General features: G+C 68.2%; 18 protein-coding genes. 11 read left to right on the top strand and 7 right to left on the bottom strand.

Annotation, left to right across the window (positions count from 1 at the left end; genetic code table 11):
* Nucleotides 1-137 precede the first annotated feature (137 nt).
* Both AC1DQR_RS36460 and AC1DQR_RS36455 read left to right on the top strand, forming a co-directional pair.
* On the top strand, nucleotides 138-1607 hold the full coding sequence (locus AC1DQR_RS36460; RefSeq protein ID WP_477134783.1) for an efflux RND transporter permease subunit: 1470 nt from the start codon (nucleotides 138-140) through the stop codon (nucleotides 1605-1607).
* Entirely contained in the window at nucleotides 1495-2940 is a 1446-nt protein-coding gene (locus AC1DQR_RS36455; protein WP_416049807.1) for an efflux transporter outer membrane subunit, read from the top strand. The genes AC1DQR_RS36460 and AC1DQR_RS36455 overlap by 113 nt, the downstream gene beginning before the upstream one ends.
* A 28-nt stretch (nucleotides 2941-2968) precedes the next feature.
* Here AC1DQR_RS36455 and AC1DQR_RS36450 read toward each other — a convergent pair whose 3' ends face one another.
* The 3 genes from AC1DQR_RS36450 to AC1DQR_RS36440 all read right to left on the bottom strand — a co-directional run bounded on the left by AC1DQR_RS36450 (nucleotide 2969) and on the right by AC1DQR_RS36440 (nucleotide 5975).
* Nucleotides 2969-4360, bottom strand: coding sequence for an MATE family efflux transporter (locus AC1DQR_RS36450; RefSeq protein WP_416049806.1), 1392 nt, complete (start codon nucleotides 4358-4360; stop codon nucleotides 2969-2971).
* Nucleotides 4353-4889, bottom strand: a complete 537-nt coding sequence (locus AC1DQR_RS36445; RefSeq protein WP_416049805.1) for a winged helix-turn-helix transcriptional regulator — start codon at nucleotides 4887-4889, stop codon at nucleotides 4353-4355. The genes AC1DQR_RS36450 and AC1DQR_RS36445 overlap by 8 nt, the downstream gene beginning before the upstream one ends.
* 153 nt (nucleotides 4890-5042) lie before the next feature.
* Nucleotides 5043-5975: a LysR family transcriptional regulator gene (locus tag AC1DQR_RS36440; RefSeq protein ID WP_477134782.1), complete on the bottom strand. Its 933-nt coding sequence runs from the start codon at nucleotides 5973-5975 to the stop codon at nucleotides 5043-5045.
* 161 nt (nucleotides 5976-6136) lie between these two features.
* On the opposite strand from AC1DQR_RS36440, the gene AC1DQR_RS36435 reads away from it, so the two are divergent.
* From AC1DQR_RS36435 to AC1DQR_RS36410, 6 genes are all read left to right on the top strand, one after another.
* Complete coding sequence (locus AC1DQR_RS36435) at nucleotides 6137-7069, top strand: SDR family oxidoreductase (protein WP_477134781.1); 933 nt, start codon at nucleotides 6137-6139, stop codon at nucleotides 7067-7069.
* Nucleotides 7069-8574: an acyl-CoA synthetase gene (locus tag AC1DQR_RS36430; RefSeq protein WP_416049802.1), complete on the top strand. Its 1506-nt coding sequence runs from the start codon at nucleotides 7069-7071 to the stop codon at nucleotides 8572-8574. Before AC1DQR_RS36435 ends, AC1DQR_RS36430 begins: the two co-directional genes overlap by 1 nt.
* A 67-nt stretch (nucleotides 8575-8641) precedes the next feature.
* Nucleotides 8642-9619 (top strand): Bug family tripartite tricarboxylate transporter substrate binding protein, encoded by a 978-nt coding sequence (locus AC1DQR_RS36425; protein ID WP_416049801.1) that lies wholly within the window; start codon nucleotides 8642-8644, stop codon nucleotides 9617-9619.
* 243 nt (nucleotides 9620-9862) lie between these two features.
* Nucleotides 9863-11221, top strand: a complete 1359-nt coding sequence (locus tag AC1DQR_RS36420; protein ID WP_416050389.1) for a chloride channel protein — start codon at nucleotides 9863-9865, stop codon at nucleotides 11219-11221.
* Between the two features lie 129 nt (nucleotides 11222-11350).
* On the top strand, nucleotides 11351-11647 hold the full coding sequence (locus AC1DQR_RS36415) for a hypothetical protein (protein ID WP_416049800.1): 297 nt from the start codon (nucleotides 11351-11353) through the stop codon (nucleotides 11645-11647).
* A 95-nt stretch (nucleotides 11648-11742) separates the two neighbouring features.
* Entirely contained in the window at nucleotides 11743-12411 is a 669-nt protein-coding gene (locus AC1DQR_RS36410) for a hypothetical protein (RefSeq protein ID WP_416049799.1), read from the top strand.
* A 40-nt stretch (nucleotides 12412-12451) separates the two neighbouring features.
* On the opposite strand, the gene dapB is transcribed toward AC1DQR_RS36410, so the two are convergent.
* Complete coding sequence (dapB, locus tag AC1DQR_RS36405; protein WP_416049798.1) at nucleotides 12452-13261, bottom strand: 4-hydroxy-tetrahydrodipicolinate reductase; 810 nt, start codon at nucleotides 13259-13261, stop codon at nucleotides 12452-12454.
* Nucleotides 13262-13362: 101 nt separating this feature from the next.
* On the bottom strand, nucleotides 13363-13812 hold the full coding sequence (locus tag AC1DQR_RS36400) for an Lrp/AsnC family transcriptional regulator (RefSeq protein WP_174427647.1): 450 nt from the start codon (nucleotides 13810-13812) through the stop codon (nucleotides 13363-13365).
* Between the two features lie 248 nt (nucleotides 13813-14060).
* Here AC1DQR_RS36400 and AC1DQR_RS36395 point away from each other — a divergent pair, with 248 nt between their 5' ends.
* From AC1DQR_RS36395 to AC1DQR_RS36385, 3 genes are all read left to right on the top strand, one after another.
* Nucleotides 14061-15185, top strand: coding sequence for a saccharopine dehydrogenase family protein (locus tag AC1DQR_RS36395; RefSeq protein WP_416049797.1), 1125 nt, complete (start codon nucleotides 14061-14063; stop codon nucleotides 15183-15185).
* Nucleotides 15182-16702: an L-piperidine-6-carboxylate dehydrogenase gene (gene amaB, locus AC1DQR_RS36390; RefSeq protein ID WP_416049796.1), complete on the top strand. Its 1521-nt coding sequence runs from the start codon at nucleotides 15182-15184 to the stop codon at nucleotides 16700-16702. The genes AC1DQR_RS36395 and amaB overlap by 4 nt, the downstream gene beginning before the upstream one ends.
* A gap of 158 nt (nucleotides 16703-16860) precedes the next feature.
* Nucleotides 16861-17088 (top strand): hypothetical protein, encoded by a 228-nt coding sequence (locus tag AC1DQR_RS36385; RefSeq protein ID WP_043350035.1) that lies wholly within the window; start codon nucleotides 16861-16863, stop codon nucleotides 17086-17088.
* Nucleotides 17089-17142: 54 nt separating this feature from the next.
* Here AC1DQR_RS36385 and AC1DQR_RS36380 read toward each other — a convergent pair whose 3' ends face one another.
* Together AC1DQR_RS36380 and grxD are read right to left on the bottom strand one after the other, a co-directional pair.
* Nucleotides 17143-17751, bottom strand: coding sequence for a UbiX family flavin prenyltransferase (locus AC1DQR_RS36380; protein WP_416049795.1), 609 nt, complete (start codon nucleotides 17749-17751; stop codon nucleotides 17143-17145).
* Nucleotides 17752-17758: 7 nt separating this feature from the next.
* Entirely contained in the window at nucleotides 17759-18070 is a 312-nt protein-coding gene (gene grxD / locus AC1DQR_RS36375; RefSeq protein WP_150985669.1) for a Grx4 family monothiol glutaredoxin, read from the bottom strand.
* Between the last annotated feature and the right edge of the window lie 60 nt (nucleotides 18071-18130).

Here is an 18130-nt window from a genome sequence, read left to right as displayed (position 1 = left end):
GCGCAAGCGTGTCACCTTTGCGCCACCGCTCCCACATTAGTGCCTTTTGAGTCTCGGTGTAGTAGATCCTGCGCCTCTGTTTCATTTGCAACACCTCCACTGCTCACGCAGCGTCTAGTGTTGCATCGACCCGTTGAATCCACGATGCATCGGCGCTGTCCGGCTACAGCTTTATCGACAGCCAGTACAAGACCAATGCCGGCACCGTCTTCGTGGCGATGAAGCCGTTCAAGGAGCGCAACAAGCCGGACCTGCTCGTGCCGGGTTTGCTGCAGTCGATCACGCCAAAGCTGCGGGCGATTCCGGAAGCCATCATCATCCCGGTCAATCCCCCGTCGATTCCGGGGCTGGGCTCGCAGGGCGGCTTCGAGTTCTGGCTGCAAAGCCGCGGCACCGGCAGCACGGCGGAGCTGGAGGCGACCACGCGCGCGTTCATCAAGGCCGCGGCCAACCATCCGGAACTAGGGCGGCTCAACAGCACCATCCAGGCGGCCTCGCGCCAGATGCGGGTGGAGGTGGACAAGGAGAAGGCCGAGACCATGGGCGTGCCCATTGCAGACGTGTACGGCACGCTGCAGACGCAGTTCGGCTCGCTCTACGTCAGCCAGTTCTCGCAGTACAGCCGGGTCTGGCAGGTGATCCTGCAAGCCGAGCCCCAGTACCGCGCCAATCCGAACGACCTGCAGTTCCTCTACGTGCGCCAGCAAAGCGGCGCGATGGCGCCGGTGTCCGGCCTGCTCAAGACCTACTACAGCAGCGGCCCGGATCTGCTCTCGCGTTTCAACAACTTCCCGGCGGCCAAGATCACCGGCGACGCCGCGCCCGGCTACAGCTCGGGCCAGGCGCTGGCGGCGATGGAGGCGGTGGCCAAGGAAGCGTTGCCGCCCGGTTACGCCTACGGCTGGAGCGGCGAGGCGTTCGAGGCGAAGAAGTCGGGCAACACCACGGCCATCGTGTTCGTGTTCGGCATCGTGATGGTGTTCCTGATCCTGGCCGCGCAGTACGAGTCGTGGTCGCTGCCGCTGTCGATCCTGAGCGCGGTGCCGTTTGGCCTGTTTGGCGCGCTGGTCGCGATCTTGCTGCGCGGGCTTTCCAATGACGTGTACTTCCAGATCGGCATGGTCACGCTGATCGGGCTGGCGGCGAAGAACGCCATCCTGATCGTGGAGTTCGCGGTGCTCAAGCAGAAGGAAGGCCTGTCGCACGCGGACGCCGCGGTGGAGGCGGCCAAGCTGCGGCTGCGCCCGATCGTCATGACCTCGCTGGCGTTCATCCTGGGCGCGGTGCCGCTGTTCATTGCCAGCGGCGCGGGCTCCAACGCGCGGCATTCGATCGGCACCGGCATCATCGGCGGCATGATTGCCGCGACCACGCTGGCGCTGCTGTTCGTGCCGCTGTTCTCGTACCTGATCGGCACGGGCGTCGACAAATGGGCCAGGCGCAAGGGCGAACCGGCAGCGGCAACGCAGCCCGAGCCGGCAGCGGGAGAACGTCATGAGCGCGCGCCGCCTGCTGGTGGCTGCCGGCGCGATGGTGCTTGGCGCTTGCGCGCTCGGACCGGACTACCGGCGCCCGGACGTGGCGCAGCCGCCGCAGTACCGCCTTGATACCGGCGCGCTGACCGTGGCCGCGGATAGCGCGTGGTGGGACAGCTTCGGCGATCCGGTGCTCAACGCGCTGGTGGATGCCGCGCTGCGCAGCAACTACGACGTGCGCATCGCGGCTGCGCGCATCGATGCGTTTCGCGGGCAGTTGCTGGTGGCGCGCTCTGGCTTGTTCCCGCAGGTCGGGCTCTCCGCGTCGGCCACGCGCCAGCGCGCGGGCACGTTCAACGGCACGCCGTTCGCGTCGCTCGATGGCCCGCGCAACAGCTACCAGCTGCTTGCCAACGCCAGCTGGGAGATCGACCTCTGGGGCCGCATCCGCCGCCAGGCGCAGGCCGCGCAGGCCGACCTGCTGAACGCGGAATACGCGCGGCGCGGCGTGGTGCTGGCGCTGGCCGCATCGGTGGTGCAGGGCTACGCCAACTTGCGTGGGCTGGATGCGCAACTGGACGTGGCCCGCCAGACGCTGGACGCCCGTGCTCACGCGCTGGAGATCTTCCGCATGCGCTACGAGGGCGGCGTGGTCTCACAGCTGGAACTCTCGCAGGCCGAGAACGACTACTACACCACCGAGGCCTCCATTCCGCCGCTGCGCAGCGCTATCGCGCAGACCGAGAACGCGCTGTCGGTGTTGCTCGGGCGAGAGGCCGGCCCGATCGAGCGGGGCAAGTCCATCACCGAACTGCAGGCGCCGCCGGTTGGCGCCGACCTGCCTGCGGCCTTGCTCGCGCGCCGCCCGGATGTGCTGCAGGCCGAGCAGAATGCCGTCGCGGCCAACGCGCTGCTCGGCGCCGCCGAGGCGCTGTACCTGCCGGCGGTGAATCTCTCAGGCTTGTTCGGTGCGGTGGCGGCGTCGCCGGGCGCGCTGTGGCACAGCGCCTCGCAAGTGTGGGGCATGACCGCCGGGCTGACGCAGCCGATCTTCCGGGGCGGTGCAATCCGTGGCCAGGTGCAGACGGCCGGGGCGCAGCGCGAGCAGGCGCTGCTGGCCTACCAGGGCAGCGTGCTGGCGGCGCTGGCCGATGTGAACAGCGCATTGGCCAACGGGTTGGAGACGCGCAACCGGCTGGGCAGCCTGCAAAAGCAGGAGCGCAGCCTGACGGTGTATGCCGACCAGGCCGGCGCGCGCTACGAGGGCGGCTACTCCAGCTACCTCGAAGTCACCACCGCGCAGGAGAAGCTGTTCGATGCGCAGCTTGCCGCCATTCAGGGACAGGTCGATGTGTTGAATGGCACGGCAGCCTTGTACAAGTCGCTGGGCGGTGGATGGCCGGCGGTGCCGGCCGAGGTCAGGGATGCCGGGCTGAGCAGCAACGCGCGCGCCGTGATGCGCTGAGTGGGCCGCTTGCGCCGCCCACTCAGGCTCAGCGCGCCGACCAGTTAGCGCCGCGCACGCCAAACGCCGTCACCACGCCGTAAGCGGTGATGCCCAGCGCCACGCCCAGGAAGTGCCCGTCCAGGCCCATGCCCGCCACGTTCGCCAGCAGCCAGCCGCCGCCGGCGGCCAGCGCGATGCGCGAGATGCCGGCCGCGATCGGCCAGCCCATGCGGCCAGCGCCCATCGACGCGAAATACAGCGCCATGCCCAGCCCGAAGCCGCCGAAGGCCGGCGCGACCCAGGACAGCGCGCGCGCCGCGATGCTCGCCACTTCGGCGTCCTTGGTGAAGAACCCGGCAAAGGCATCCGGCGCCAGTCCCACCACCGCACCCACCGCGCCGGCCACCGCCAGCGCCATCAGCGCGCCGGCCCAAGCCGTGCGGCGTGCGGTGGCCCAATCGCCGGCGCCGACTGCTCGCCCCACCAGCGCGGTTAGCGCGGAACCCACGCCGAACGCCAGCGGGATCATCAGGAACTCCAGCCGCGCCGAGATGCCGTACGCGGCCACCGCGGCGGTGCCATAGTGGCGCAGCTGGGTGGTCACAAGGATCGTGGACAGGTTGGCCACCGAGGCCAGCGCGCAGGCCACCAGCCCTACCGACAGGATGCGTGTGAACAGCGCGCGTGACGGACGGATCCGCAGCATCGGCACGAACCCCGCGCCGCCCCGCAGCACCACCCAGGCCATGGCCAGCGCCGCCGCCCACGACACCGCCGCCAGTGACGCGCCGATACCGGCCAGGCCCATGCCTGCCGGCTCGGCCAGCGTCCAGGCCAGCACCGGGAAGACGATCCACATCAGCGAGAGCACCCGCGCCGCCAGCGCATGGCGGCCACCGCCGCGCAGCACCGATGCCAGCGTGTTGGCCAGCCAGGCCGGCACCGCGCCGGCGCCGAACAGCCAGATCGCATACGTGGCGGCCGCGTCTGCCGCGGTCTGCCCCGCCACCGCGCCCAGGACGGCGCGCGGGAAACCGGCCATCGCCACGGCAAACGCCAGCCCCGCCGTGACCGCGATGATGAGCGCATGCAGCACCAGCGACGAGGCCTCCTCGCGCTTGTTCGCGCCCAGCGCGCGGGCGATGGCCGCCACCACGCCACCGCCCATGGCGCCGGTGGACATCTGCTGCAGCAGCAAGGCAAACGGCAGCACTACCGCCCAGCCCGCCAGCGCCGCCGTGCCCTGGCGCGCCGCCAGCCAGGTCTCGATCAGTTGCGCGCCTGCCTGCAGAAATGCGATCAGGCTGGTGGGCGCGGCTAGCAGCAGGATGCGGCGCATCAGTTCGCGCATCAGCGGGTGCGTTGGGGGGGCAATGGGTGCGGCCGTGGCTGGCGCTATCGCGGCTCCGGCCATGGGATTGGCTTGCGGCTCATTCATGGCTGGACTCCGTTTCGTCTGTCGGTTGCTCGTCCGCGGCTTGCAGGCCGGCAGCGGCGCCAAAGCGCCGCCGCAAATAGCTGCCCGCGCCAGGGCCTGGCGCGACGCGCAGGTCGTCCAGCGTCAGCGGACTGCCGTCCGGGCGGGCCAGCGCCGGCGTGGCGATCTCCGCGCCGGTGCGCTTGTCCTGCAGCAAGGTGAGCGGGCCGCGCTCGTCGGTCATCCAGCGGTCGGCCCAGGCCTTCAGCGCTACGAAGGCGGGGAAGAAGTCGCGGCCTTTTTCTGTGAGGTGGTAGGCATGCCGTGCACTGTCGGGCGCCGGCACGCGCTCCAGCATGCCGTGTTCGACCAGCGTCTTCAGGCGCGCGCTGAGGATGTTGGGCGCGATGCCCAGGTGGCGCTGGAATTCATCAAAGCGGGTGCTGCCGTAGAACGCCTCGCGCAGCAAAAGAATGGCCCAGCGCTCGCCCAGCACCGCCATCGAGCGGGCAATCGGGCAAGGCATGCTGGCAAAGTCGGTATGTCCCATGGTCTCCTCTCGCGCGGCTTGCAGAGTTGGCTCGGATTTTTACTTTCGTTTTGCAAGCCAAGGGTTTCGGCGCATCTTAACTTGCAATTTGAAAGTTTGCTGGCGAGCTGCAAGCGGCGTGCGCGGTACGCGCGGGACCTGTGCCAAGACGGATTACGGTGCGCACAAAGCGGTACCGCCCGGGGCGCTGAAGACATCCAGCGCCGAAATCCGCGCGCGCAGGAAGTCGATCAAGGTGCGCGTGGCCATCGACGGATGCAGGTTGGGCGTGGTGATGATGTAGAGCCGGCTGCCCAACCCTTCCGGTTTCCATTCGGTCAGCACCGGCACCAGGCGGCCTTCGCGCACATCGTCCCAGCCGGCGTAGACGGGCAGCAGGCCCACGCCGTGGCCGTCGCGCACCGCGCGCATCAGGAAGGGGAAATGCTCGGACTGCAGGTGCGGGCTCAGTTCCACCTCTTCGCGCTGCTCGCCGCGGTTGAGTGCGAGCACGAAGCGTCGGGCGGGATAGGGCGGGCACAGGAACTGGCAGCGCGCCAGGTCGGCCGGGGTTTGCAGCGGGCCGTGGCGGGCCAGGTAGGCGGGCGAGGCGCAGAGCTGCCAGTCGATGGCGCAGATGTCTCGTGCTACGTGGTCCAGCGGCGGCTGCGAAGTCACCTTGAGCGCCACGTCGATCTCCGCGGCGATCAGGTCCACCACGCGGTTGGCAAAGAACACGCGCAGCGAGATGCCGGGATGCTGCCCGGTGAATTCCAGCAGCAGCGGCGCGAGGAAGGTGTCGCCCAGCCCGGTCGGCACGCTCACGCGCACGTGGCCGCGCAGGGTGGTGCCCAGGCTGTCGATCTCCGCCTGGGCGGACGCCACTTCCTGCAGGATGCGCAGCCCGTGCTGGTAAAGCGCGCGGCCCGCCTCGGTCAGCTCCAGCCGGCGCGTGGTACGGCGCAGCAGCTGCGCGCCAGCCTGGTGCTCCAGTTCGCGCAGCTGGCGGCTGACCTGCGAGCGCGTGACGCCGCGCCGCCGCCCCGCCTCGGACAAGTTGCCGGCTTCGACGATATCGACGAAGGCCTGGATCAGGTTGAGGTCCATCCGGGATTCCATGGGGAATTGTCGCGTATGGCGCAACATTGTGAGTCGCTGCGGGGGAATTGTCGATGCGGGGAGCCGAGGCTACAGTGACCATGCCCTGCCGGATCGCCAAGGCAGGGCCAGGCGGGCGCGACGCCGCCCTGAAACAAGCAGGAGACACCATGTTCAAGAACGATCTTTTCGCCGGCCAGCGCGTGCTGATCACCGGTGGCGGCACCGGGCTGGGCCTGATCATGGCCCAGCGCCTGGCGGGGCTGGGGGCGGAGCTGCACCTGTGCGGGCGCCGGCTGGCGGTGCTGGACGAGGCCGCCGAGATGCTGCGCCACCAGCACGGCACCAAGGTCGTGACGCACGCGGTGGACATCCGCGACGCGGCTGCCGTCGACGCCATGATCGAGACCATCTGGACCCGGCACGGCCCGCTCGATTGCCTGGTCAACAACGCCGCAGGCAACTTCATCAGCCGCACCGAGGATCTGTCGCCCAACGGCTTTCACGCCATCTCCGACATTGTCTTCCGCGGTACCTTCTACACCACGCAGGCCGTGGGCAAGCGCTGGATCCGCGACGGCCATCCCGGCTCGGTCCTGTCCATCGTCGTGACCTGGGTCTGGACCGGCTCGCCTTTCGTGGTGCCGTCCGCCATGTCCAAGGCGGGCGTGGATGCCATGACCAAGTCGCTGGCCGTGGAGTGGGGCCGCCACGGCATCCGCTGCAACGCCATCGCGCCGGGCGTGATTCCCACCGAAGGCGCGGGCTCGCGCCTGCGTCCGCAGGATGCGCAGCAAGACGCGATGAGCGGCCAGAACCCCACGGGCCGCATCGGCCAGCCGCAGGATATCGGTAACCTGGCCGCCTTCCTGCTGGCCCGCGACAACGCGTGGATCAACGGACAGACCATTGCGCTGGATGGTGGCGATTACCTTGCCAACGGCGCTTACTTCAAGCAGTACCTGGATTGGGGCGATGTCGAATGGCAAGCCGCGCGCGAGCGCATCGCGGCCACGAACGCTGCCGATCGTGCCGGGCGCACCGTCAACGCACCGACCCCGACCCGCTCTACCACCAAGCCTAGCCAGGCTGGAGACAACTGATGGCCGCTGACCTCCTGTTTGAAGACATCCACCGTACCGGCGCCGAACTGAGCGAGCGCGGCGCGCGCCTGGCCGGCGGCCTGCGCGCGCTTGGCCTGGGCGAAGGCGACGTGGTCGCGGTGCTGCTGCGCAATGACCCGGTCTTTGCCGATATCGTGCATGCCTGCCGTACGGCCGGCACTTACTACTGCCCGATCAACTGGCACTTCACGGCGGAAGAAATCCGCTTCCTGCTGACCGACAGCGGCGCCCGGGCCTTGATCGTCAGCGCCGACCTGCTGGACGGCGTGCGCGCCGTGGTGCCCGAAGGCGTACAGGTGCTGGCGGTGGGGGCGCCCGGCAAGGACAGCCCCGCGGGCGCGACCGGCTACGAGAGCTGGCTCGCCGCGCAGCAGCCCTATGACGGCCCGCGGGTCGCGCCGCGCGGCCACATGGCCTACACCTCCGGCACCACCGGCCGCCCCAAGGGCGTGCTGCGCGCCGCGCCGCCGCTGGCCATGCTGGACGAGCAGCTCGCGCGCATGCGCTCGGTGGTGGCGCAGACCATGGGTATCGTGCAGGGCACGCGCGCGCTGATGGCCGCGCCGCTGTACCACAGCGCGCCGGGCGTGTTCATCCAGAACGCGCTGCAGCTTGGGGAGCGCCTGGTGCTGTGCGCGCGCTTCGATCCGGAGCAGGTGCTGGCGCTGGTGGAGAAGCACCGCATCGACGTGCTCTACCTGGTGCCGATCATGTATGTGCGCATGCTCAAGGTGCCGCCCGAAGTGCGCGCCCGTTATGACTTGTCCTCGCTGCGCTTTGTCGCCTCCACCGGGGCGCCGTGCGCGCCCGAGGTCAAGCGCGCCATGCTGGACTGGTTCGGCCCGGTGATCCATGAAACCTATGCTTCAAGCGAGGCCGGCATGATTACCGTGGCCACGCCGGCCGACGCCGTGGCCAAGCCCGGCACGGCGGGGCGCCCGGTTGACCAGGGCGAAGTGCGCATCCTGGATGAGCAGGGCGTTGCCTGCGCCCCCGGCGAGATCGGCCTGGTCTATGTGCGCCAGCCCGCCTACCCGGACTTCACCTATCGCAACAACGAGGCAGCGCGCCGCGCCATCGACCGCGACGGCCTGGTCAGCCTGGGCGACATGGGCTACCTGGACGCCGACGGCTACCTCTTCATCTGCGACCGCGCCTCCGACATGGTGATCTCCGGCGGCGTGAACATCTACCCGGCCGAGATCGAGCACGAGCTGGTGCGCTATCCCGGCGTGGCCGACTGCGTGGTGTTCGGCGTACCCGACGACGAATACGGTGAGCGGCTGCTGGCCATGGTGCAACCGGTGGCGGGCGCCACGCTGGAAGAGGGCGCCATCATCGAATGGCTGCGCCAGCGCCTGTCCGGCTTCAAGGTGCCGCGCACCATCGTGGTGGAGGCGCTGCTGCCGCGCGACGATACCGGCAAGCTGGCCAAGCGCCGCCTGCGCGACAAGTACTGGGAAGGGCGCACGCGGCGGGTTTGAGCCGCACCGGGCACCGCATGCCGAGTACCGAACACCAGACGTCAAAAAACGCCAAGGAGACTACGCAATGCATAGCTGGAAAACCGGATGGCGCGCCTGGGCTGGCGCCGCCGTCTTCGCCTGTTCGCAACTGGCCGCTGCCGCCTATCCCGACCGCCCCATCAAGCTGGTGGTGCCCTACACGCCGGGCGGCTCCACCGACCAGTTCGGGCGCGGGCTGGCCGATGGCATGAGCCGCGTGCTCAAACAGACGGTGGTGGTGGAGAACCGCCCCGGCGCCGCCACCATGATCGGCACGCAAAGCGTGGCGCGCGCGCCCGCCGATGGCTACACCATGGTGCTTGCCACCAACGGCAGCATGGTGCTCAATCCCATGCTCTACAAGAAGATCGCCTACGATCCGCCGCGCGACTTCCGGATCTTCACCGTTGGCGCCGAGGCGCCGCTGGTGGTGGTGACCAACAGCCAGGTGCCGGCGACCAATATCCGCGAGTTCGCAGCCTACGCCAAGGCCAGCGGTGGCAAGCTCAACTACGCCTCGGTCGGCCTGGGCAACGCGCTGCAGCTCGCTACCGAAATGCTCAAGACCGAACTCGGGATCTCGGTCACCCATGTGCCATACAACGGCAGCGCGCCGGCGCTCTCGGCGCTGCTCGCCAACGATGTGCAACTGATGGTGGATGTGGTCAGCACCTCGCTGCCCCACATCAAGGGCGGCAAACTGCGCGCGCTGGCGGTTACCGGCCGCACCCGGCTGGAAGTGCTGCCCAACGTGCCGACCGTGGCCGAGAGCGGCTATCCCAACTTCCAGGCCGCAACCTGGTTCGGGCTCGCCGTGCCGGCGCAGACACCGCCGGACGTGGTGGAAAAGCTGCAGGCCGCGGCCGCGCAGGTCCTCAAGGATCCGCATTTCCGGGCGACCTTCAGCGCACTGGGACTGGTGATCCAGCCGCCGCGCACCCAGGCCGAGATCGACCGCTACGTAGAGGCGGATCGCGAGCATTGGGGCAAGGTCATTCGCGCCAACAACATCAGCCTGGACTGAGCCAGGGGCCTCTGGCGCGCACTTTGTGCGCGGCATGCCCGGCGGCGATCGGCGTATAGTTCCATCACGCCGTGATGAATCCGGCCCTCGGGCTTGTCACGGCGTTTCTTCGCCCACGCCAGCCGCTCCATGAACGACGTCACGCCAAATCGCAGCCAAGATCCCGAGCCGTCCGATCCTGACGACGTTTCCGGGCGGGCCTCCGACCACAACCGGCTGCGCGCGCTGCGCCGCCGCGCCCGCATGGCCGCGGGCCGCAAGTCGCGCCAGATGTGGCGTATCTCCCGCACCACGCTGCGCTACGCCGTCTTCATGTGCGGCGCCGGCTGCGTGGCGCTGTTCTCCCTGATCTTCGCCTGGATTGCCGAGGTAGCCCTGCGCTGGAACGCGCACCTGACAGCGGCCACGCCGTGGCTGGCCTTTGTGCTGCTGCCGTTCGGGCTGGCCGCGCTGCGCTGGCTCACCATCCGCCTGGCGCCGCAGGCGCGCGGCAGCGGCATCCCGCAGGTGATTGCCGCATTCGGCCTGCCCCCGGCGGGGCCGGCGCAGACCCTGCTGGTGTCGTTCCGCCAGTCCATGTGGAAAGTGCTGCTGACCACCGGCGGGTTGCTGGCGGGCGCCTCCATCGGCCGCGAAGGGCCATCGGTGCAGGTTGGCGCCGCGGCCATGCTCGCCTGGGGGCGCTGGTGCCAGGAGAAGCTGCGCTTTCGCATCGGCTTTCATCCCAACGCGCTGATCGCCGCCGGCGCTGCCGGGGGGCTGGCCGCCGCCTTCAATACACCGCTGGCGGGCGTGGTGTTCGCCATCGAGGAACTCGGCCGCGGCACGGCCGTGCGCTGGGACCGGCTGGTGCTGTCAGGCGTGCTGACCGCCGGCTTTCTCTCGCTGGCGATCCTTGGCAACAATCCCTATTTCAGCGTCAAGACGCCGATCCTCGCGCTGCACGATGCCTGGGGGCCGGTACTGCTGTGCGCCCTGGTCAACGGCGCGCTGGGCGGCCTGTTTGCCAAGTTGCTGATCGGCGGCGTGCCCGCGCTGATGCCGGCACGGCTGCGCGCCTGGCCGTCGCAGCATCCCGTGCAGGTGGCATTCGTGTGCGGCCTGCTGGCCGCGGCGATCGGCTGGTCCACCGGGGGCGCCACCTTCGGCACCGGCTATGAGCAAGCCGCCGGCCTGATCAATGGCGAGCCGCACGCCACGCTGTGGTTCGGGCTGGCCAAGCTGGCGGCGACCGTGGCGTCGTATTTCGCGGGCATTCCCGGTGGCATCTTTACGCCATCGCTGGCCATCGGTGCCGGCATCGGCGCCAATGTGGCGGACTGGGTTGGCCACCTCTTCGGTGGCATGGCCGAGCCACGCGTGCTGGCGCTGGTGTCGATGGCCGCCTTCCTGGCCGCCGCCACCCAGGCGCCCATCACCGCCAGCGTGATCGTGATGGAGATGACGCGCTCGCAGGACCTCACCTTGTTCCTGCTGGCCTCGTCGCTGCTGGCTTCGTTCCTGGCACGCCAGTTCTGCCCGCACCCGTTCTATCACCACGTGGGCCATGCTTTCCGGCGCGAGGCGCTTGCCGCTACGCGAAAAGTGGCCCCCACCACATAAGCAGAGGCTGTGGCCATGGTGCCCGGAGCCGCTTTGTCTTACCATGTGCGGCGCCCGGGCCATGCACCCGGCGCTGCGTACCGGCGGCACATGAGGATCCGCGCCGGCACGACGAACCGGGGAGCACAGATGGCCACAAAACGACCGCCGGGCAGTAACGGCGCACCACGCCCGCAGGCGCAGCCGCAGAGCCCACGCAAGCCGCAGGGCAAGGAAGGCACTGCATTGCGCGACCTCGGGCCGGACACCGTCTGGCACACGCGTGGCCTGCATGGCCATACCCGCCAGCGCGCGCCGCTACCGTCGTCGGCGCGCTCGCCGCGGCGGCAGTTGCCGCCCAGCCGGGTGCCGCGCCTGCTGCTGTGGGGCTTGCTGCTGATGGTGCTGGCGGTGATGGCCAGCGCGGTGATGAATATGACGCATTAACCCCCGGCAGTGTGCCTGCATGCCATCTTGTGGCGGGTGGCAGGAACCACGCGCGCAGGGGGCGCTCCAACCCGGAGCTTATCTCAGGAGTCTGGATGAAATACCCCCTCGCCGGGCTGGCCGTTGCCAGCCTGCTGCTGGTTTCACCCTGGGCCGGCGCCGCCCCCAAGGATGGCATCGCCGACAAACTGGCGCCGATGCTGGGTAGCCTGGAGATCGGCAGCCCGCTGCCCACGCTGCCCGATTGCGCCGACAAGCGCACCCCCGACGGACGCGACGTGACCGCCCTGTGCGTCGAAGTGCGTGGCGATGGCGTGATGCGCCAGGTTGGCGTGCCGCGCGACAAGCGGCCCGCCTTCATGGACGGACCCCACGTGGTGGCCTTTGTCGACGGTAATGCGCTGGTTGGCGTGATCGTGCCGACCGATGGCGTGCGCTCCGAGAAAGACGCGCTGGACAGCCTCACCGCGCGCTACGGCAAGCCCTTTCGTTCCGAGCAGGTGAAGATGAAGGACAAGGCCGGCCAGCCCGTCACCAGTGTGCACGCCGGCTGGATGAAAAAGCCGCTGACCGTCGAGCTCTACGCCATTCCGGAGGATCCCAATACCGGCACCATCGAACTGCTGCTGCCCCAGGCGCGCATGCTGATGGCCAACCAGGACAACGCGATGGCGCAACAGCTCAACCCCAAGGCGGCATCCGCCCCGCAAGCGGCGCCGGGCGGCAAGGGCGCGGAAAAGAAGGGCAAGGAAGGCAGCTGGTAGCGTTTGTGGCTATGCGGCGCTCCGCGCGCCGCAAAGGCCCTCAAAGCCCTTCCATCACCTTGTCCAGCCCGCGCACCAGCCCGGTCAAGGTATGCACCTTTCGGATCGCCAGCAGGGCGCCCGAGACATAGGGCTTGGAGCCGTCGCCGGACTCATGCTTCAGATGCAGGCGCTGCCCGTCGGCGCCGAAGATCACCTCCACGCCCAACTGAAAGCCCGGCAGGCGCACGGCGTGCACCTGGCTGCCGGACATCGTTGCGCCACGCGTCTCCTTCGGGCCCTTGACCTGGTCGATGGGCACCGCCTGCCTGGCCTCGCGGACCTGTCCCAGCCGATACGCCAGCTCGCGCACGGTGCCGGAGGGCACGTCGATCTTGCCGGCCTTGGCGTAGTCGATGATCTCCCAGTGCTCCAGGTGGCGCGCGGCCATCTCGGCGAACCTCTGCAGCAGCACCACGGTGATGGCAAAGTTGCCGCAGGCCAGCACGCCGCGCCCGGCCTGGCGCGCGGCGGCATCGATCTCGGCATAGTCCTCGTCGGATAGCCCGGAGGTGCCCACCACCACGTGCGCGCCCTTGGCCAGCGCTTGCAGGATGTTGCGCTTGGCAATGTCCGGCTTGGTGTATTCCACATAAACGTCGAAGGCGCCTTGCGCCAGCTCGTCGATGCTGGCCACTGCCACGCCTGGCGTGCCCTTGTGCGCGGTCAGCGCCGCCAGGGCCTGGCCGGCCGCGCCGCGCGACAGCCCGGCCACCAGCGTCATGTCGTCCGCGTGCGCCACGCCGCGCGCCAGTTCGCCGCCGGCCCAGCCGGTCACGCCGCCTACGGCGACTCGAATGCGATTGCTCATCGTCTTGCTCTCCTGATCTGGATGATTTTCCGGGGTGCCCCACCGCGCCGGGCTGGCTGCCAGGTTGTGCAGCATAAGCCTTTTACGCGCGCGCCGCTGGGTTAGCCGGCGGCTCGGCGCCGGTCGATCTTGCGCGCCAGCACGATCGAGGTGGTGGTGTGGTTGACGCCATCCAGCGCACCGATTTCGTCCAGCAGCTTGTCCAGCCGGGCATGGGTGTCGCAGCGAATCACCGCCATGTAGTCCACCGGGCCGCTGACCGAGTTCAGCTCCTCGATTTCCGGAAAGCGCTGCAGCGCCCGCACCACCGCGGGCGCGCTCTTGGGCATCACCGACATGCCGCAGAACGCCAGGATGGCGTTGTCTTCCATTTCCTTGCCCAGCCGCACGCCGTAGCCGGCGATCACGCCATCGCGCTCCAGCCGTGCAATGCGAGCCACCACGGTGGTGCGGGCAATGCCGAGCTTGCGCGCGAGATTGGCGGCATTCTCGCGCGCGTTGGCCTGCAGTAGGGAGAGCAGGTGGCGGTCGGTCTGGTCGAGTTCGGTCATGGGCGGGCTAGGGCTGCGGGCGGGTCAAATGCCGGTGTTTCGTCGATTCGATCGTTGGCTTCGTCTAATCGTTCGATTGTGAGGCCTTTTCGTCAATCTTATCCCTTCATTCTGCCTGTGCCCGCAACCATACTTCAGCTATGGTCTTGCTCCGCTGAATCACTTCCATGAGGGACATCATGACCTGCATTACGCCAACCGGCCATCTGGACCAAACTGGACAGAACACCCAAGCCAGACAGCCGCCGATGCGCGTGGTCGTCCTGGGCGCGGGCAAGATCGGCCGCACCATCGCCGTCATGCTGCATGACAGCGGCGACTACCGCGTGACCCTGGTCGACCGCGAGCCCACCCATCTCGAGGGCGTGCCGGAGGGCATCGCCGTGCGCATCGGCGACCCGGACCAGACCGAGGATTGCGCCCGGCTGCTCGGCGGCGCGCAGGCCGTGCTCAACGCACTGCCATTCCACGCCGCGGTTGGCGTGGCCACGGTAGCGGCCAGCCTTGGCGTGCATTACTTCGACCTGACCGAAGACGTTGCCGCCACCCACGCCATTCGCCGCCTGGCCGAGGGCGCGCGCTCCGTGCTGATGCCGCAATGCGGGCTGGCGCCCGGCTTTATCGGCGTGGTCGGCAATGACCTCGCCCAGCGCTTCCTGCGCGGCGGTGGCGAACTGCTCGACCTGAAGATGCGCGTTGGCGCGCTGCCGCGCTACCCGAGCAATGCGCTCAAGTACAACCTGACCTGGAGCACAGAAGGCCTGATCAACGAATACTGCAACCCGTGCGAGGCCATCGTCGATGGCCGCCGCGTGGAAGTGCCGGCGCTGGAAGGGCTGGAGAGCTTTGCGCTGGACGGCATCGAGTACGAAGCCTTTAATACTTCAGGAGGGCTTGGCACCTTGCCCGAGACGCTGGCGGGCCGGGCGCGCGGCGTGGACTACAAGTCGATCCGCTATCCGGGCCACTGCGCGGTGATGAAGCTGCTGCTCAACGACCTGCGCCTGCGTGAGCGCCGCGACTGGATGCGCGAGATATTCGAGAGCGCGATCCCCGCCACGCAGCAGGACGTAGTGATCGTGTTTGCCAACGCCACTGGCTATGCCGCCAGCGGTGGCAAAGGCGGGCGCGGGCCGCTGACACAGGCGTCGTTCTCGGCGCGCATCGGTGGCGCGGATACGGTTGCCGGCCACGTCAATGCGATCCAGCTCACCACGGCGGCCGGCATCTGCACCGCGCTGGACCTGGTTGCCAATGGCGAGTTGCCACAGGCGGGCTTCGTTGCGCAAGAGGCGATGCCGCTGGACGTTTTCCTGGCCAACCGTTTTGGCCGACACTACACCCGTCATCCGCTTCAAGAGGCAACGGTATGAAAGCAAAGGAATTCGCGGCCTGCTGGCAGGCCATCGGGCTGACGCCGCCCTGGCGCGACGGCGAAGGCCCCACCGGCGCCTTGCCGGTGCGCTCGCCGATCGACGGCGAGGCATTCGGGCACTTGCCCGCCTGCAGCCTCGCCGAGGCCGATGCGCGTATCGAACGCGCCCGCGTGGCGCAATCCAGCTGGGCGCTGGTGCCCGCGCCAGTGCGCGGCGAGGTGGTGCGGCGCTTTGGCGAAGTGCTGCGCGAACACAAGAAGCATCTCGGTGAACTGGTCTCGCTGGAGACCGGCAAGATCCTGCAGGAAGGGCTAGGCGAGGTGCAGGAGATGATCGACATCTGCGACTTCGCCGTCGGCCTGTCGCGCCAGTTGCATGGCCTTACCATCGCCTCGGAGCGGCCCCAGCATGCGATGCGCGAGACCTGGCATCCCTTTGGCCTGTGCGGCGTGATCTCGGCCTTTAACTTCCCGGTGGCGGTCTGGGCCTGGAATGCGGCGCTGGCGCTGGTGTGCGGCAATGGCGTGATCTGGAAGCCGTCGGAGAAAACGCCCCTGACAGCCCTGGCCATGCAGAGCTTGCTTGACGGCGTGCTGGAGATTGCCGCGCCACAGCACGTTGGCATTGCCACCGTGCTCTCGGGTGGCCCGGCGCTGGGCCAGCATCTGGTGGAACACGCCGCTGTGCGGCTGGTGAGCGCCACCGGCTCCACCCGCATGGGCCGCGCCGTGGGCATCGCTTGCGCAGAGCGGTTCAAGCGCGCCATCCTGGAACTCGGTGGCAACAACGCCGCGATCATCGCGCCCTCGGCCGATCTCGAACTCGCCGTGCGCGCCATGACCTTCTCGGCGGCAGGCACGGCCGGGCAGCGCTGCACGTCGCTGCGCCGCGCCTTCGTGCATGTCGACGTGCTGGAGGCCGTTACCACGCGCCTGATCCAGGTGTTCGGCCGCCTGCCGGTGGGTGATCCGCTGGCCGAGACAACGCTGGTCGGTCCGCTGATCGATGGCGCCGCGGGCGCCGCCATGGCCGCCGCGCTGCTGCGCTGCCACGAGCACGGCAACACCGTGCACGGCGGCGAGCGCGTACTGGCCGACAAGTACCCCAATGCCGAGTACGTGCGGCCCGCGCTGGTGCTGACCGATCGCCAGCACGAGATGATGCTGAGCGAAACCTTCGCGCCGATTCTCTACGTGATGCCGTACACCACGCTGGACGAAGCCATCGCGCTGAACAATGCGTCGGAGCATGGCTTGTCGTCTTGCATCTTCACCGAGTCGCTGCGCGAGGCGGAGCGCTTCATGTCGGCAAGCGGCAGCGATTGCGGCATTGCCAATGTGAATATCGGCACCAGCGGGGCGGAGATTGGCGGTGCGTTCGGTGGTGAGAAGGCGACTGGCGGCGGCCGTGAATCTGGCTCGGACGCCTGGAAGGGGTATATGCGGCGCACGACCAATACTGTGAACTATGGGGATGCGCTGCCGTTGGCGCAGGGGGTGCGGTTTGAGATCTGAGGTTTGATATCTGAGGCCTGCGGCCCGCGGCCTTTACGTTCATCCAAACGTTGCGATTCGTAACAAGGGTTACAGCAGGTTGACCCTGTATTACCAAACCGCCCCGTATAACGTTCTTATGGCTAAACCAAGGCTAAACAAGCCACAAGGACGATGAGATGAGAACGTTGATGATGGGACTCGCGATGGTTGGCGCCGCCATGCTTGGCGGTTGTGCGGTCTACCCGGCTTATCCCGGCTATGGCTATGGAGGCGGCGAGGTCGCAGTGGCGCCGGCGCCGGTCTACGCCGCGCCGCCGGTGGTGGTGGCCCCTGGGTTTTACGGTGGCTACTATGGCTATCGCGGCGGCTACTACGGCGGCCGACGCTATCGCTACTGGCATTGACGCAAAAGCGGCAGCACGGGGTAGCACGGGACAGGACGAGGTAAAACGCGTGTGTCAGGCCTGGCCGTTGAGCCCGGCCCAGCTCGGCGCCAGCGTTTGCGGCACGTCGATCAGGTCCAGCACGCGGCCAACCGTATGGTCGACGAGTTCCGCCACGCTCTGCGGCTTCTGGTAGAAGCCGGGTACCGGGGGAAAGATGATGCCGCCCATCTCGGTGACGGCGGTCATGTTGCGCAGGTGCGCGAGGTTCAACGGCGTTTCGCGCACCATCAGCACCAGCTTGCGGCGCTCCTTGAGCGTGACATCCGCGGCGCGGGTGATGAGATTGTCGGACAGGCCATGCGCCACAGCCGCGAGCGTGCGCATGGAGCAGGGCGCCACCACCATCGCATGGGCGGCAAACGAGCCGCTGGCAATGGTGGCGCCAATATCGCGCACGTTGTGGACCACCTGGGCAAAGGCTTCCACCTCGGCCTTGCTGATGTCGAGTTCGTGCTGCAGGTTCATCACGCCCGCCGCCGAGATCAGCAGATGGGCCTCCACGCCAGGCGCGGCGCCCAGTATCTGTATCAGGCGGACCCCATAGACCGCGCCGGTGGCGCCGGTGATCGCGACGACGATGCGCCGCGGCTTGCTTTCACCCGCTGCGCCCGCTGCGGTCATGTCGCGCTCAGGCCTTGAGCAGCGATTGCAGTTCGCCGTTCTGGTACATCTCCATCATGATGTCCGAGCCGCCGACGAACTCGCCGTTCACGTAGAGCTGCGGAATGGTCGGCCAGTTGGCGTAAGTCTTGATGCCTTGGCGGATGCCGTCGTCTTCCAGCACATTGACCGTGGTCGGCGCGTCGACGCCGCAGGCCTTCAGGATCTGGATCGCACGGCCGGAGAAGCCGCACATCGGGAACTGGGCGGTGCCCTTCATGAACAGGACCACCGGGCTGCCCTTGACGATCTGGTCGATCTTTTGCTGCACGTCACTCATGATGTCTCTTTTCAGTTGCTCGCGGTGCAGGCACTGGCCGGCACCGCTATCGGGAAATCG

Source organism: Cupriavidus sp. 05L411, assembly GCF_056398045.1.
This window is presented reverse-complemented; position numbering and strand designations above follow the sequence as displayed.

Coding starts and splice junctions, on each gene's coding strand:
- AC1DQR_RS36455 (WP_416049807.1), top strand. CDS start 1,495: ATGAGCGCGCGCCGCCTGCTGGTGGCTGCCGGCGCGATGGTGCTTGGC.
- AC1DQR_RS36450 (WP_416049806.1), bottom strand. CDS start 4,360: ATGAATGAGCCGCAAGCCAATCCCATGGCCGGAGCCGCGATAGCGCCA.
- AC1DQR_RS36445 (WP_416049805.1), bottom strand. CDS start 4,889: ATGGGACATACCGACTTTGCCAGCATGCCTTGCCCGATTGCCCGCTCG.
- AC1DQR_RS36440 (WP_477134782.1), bottom strand. CDS start 5,975: ATGGACCTCAACCTGATCCAGGCCTTCGTCGATATCGTCGAAGCCGGC.
- AC1DQR_RS36435 (WP_477134781.1), top strand. CDS start 6,137: ATGTTCAAGAACGATCTTTTCGCCGGCCAGCGCGTGCTGATCACCGGT.
- AC1DQR_RS36430 (WP_416049802.1), top strand. CDS start 7,069: ATGGCCGCTGACCTCCTGTTTGAAGACATCCACCGTACCGGCGCCGAA.
- AC1DQR_RS36425 (WP_416049801.1), top strand. CDS start 8,642: ATGCATAGCTGGAAAACCGGATGGCGCGCCTGGGCTGGCGCCGCCGTC.
- AC1DQR_RS36420 (WP_416050389.1), top strand. CDS start 9,863: ATGGCCGCGGGCCGCAAGTCGCGCCAGATGTGGCGTATCTCCCGCACC.
- AC1DQR_RS36415 (WP_416049800.1), top strand. CDS start 11,351: ATGGCCACAAAACGACCGCCGGGCAGTAACGGCGCACCACGCCCGCAG.
- AC1DQR_RS36410 (WP_416049799.1), top strand. CDS start 11,743: ATGAAATACCCCCTCGCCGGGCTGGCCGTTGCCAGCCTGCTGCTGGTT.
- dapB (WP_416049798.1), bottom strand. CDS start 13,261: ATGAGCAATCGCATTCGAGTCGCCGTAGGCGGCGTGACCGGCTGGGCC.
- AC1DQR_RS36400 (WP_174427647.1), bottom strand. CDS start 13,812: ATGACCGAACTCGACCAGACCGACCGCCACCTGCTCTCCCTACTGCAG.
- AC1DQR_RS36395 (WP_416049797.1), top strand. CDS start 14,061: ATGCGCGTGGTCGTCCTGGGCGCGGGCAAGATCGGCCGCACCATCGCC.
- amaB (WP_416049796.1), top strand. CDS start 15,182: ATGAAAGCAAAGGAATTCGCGGCCTGCTGGCAGGCCATCGGGCTGACG.
- AC1DQR_RS36385 (WP_043350035.1), top strand. CDS start 16,861: ATGAGAACGTTGATGATGGGACTCGCGATGGTTGGCGCCGCCATGCTT.
- AC1DQR_RS36380 (WP_416049795.1), bottom strand. CDS start 17,751: ATGACCGCAGCGGGCGCAGCGGGTGAAAGCAAGCCGCGGCGCATCGTC.
- grxD (WP_150985669.1), bottom strand. CDS start 18,070: ATGAGTGACGTGCAGCAAAAGATCGACCAGATCGTCAAGGGCAGCCCG.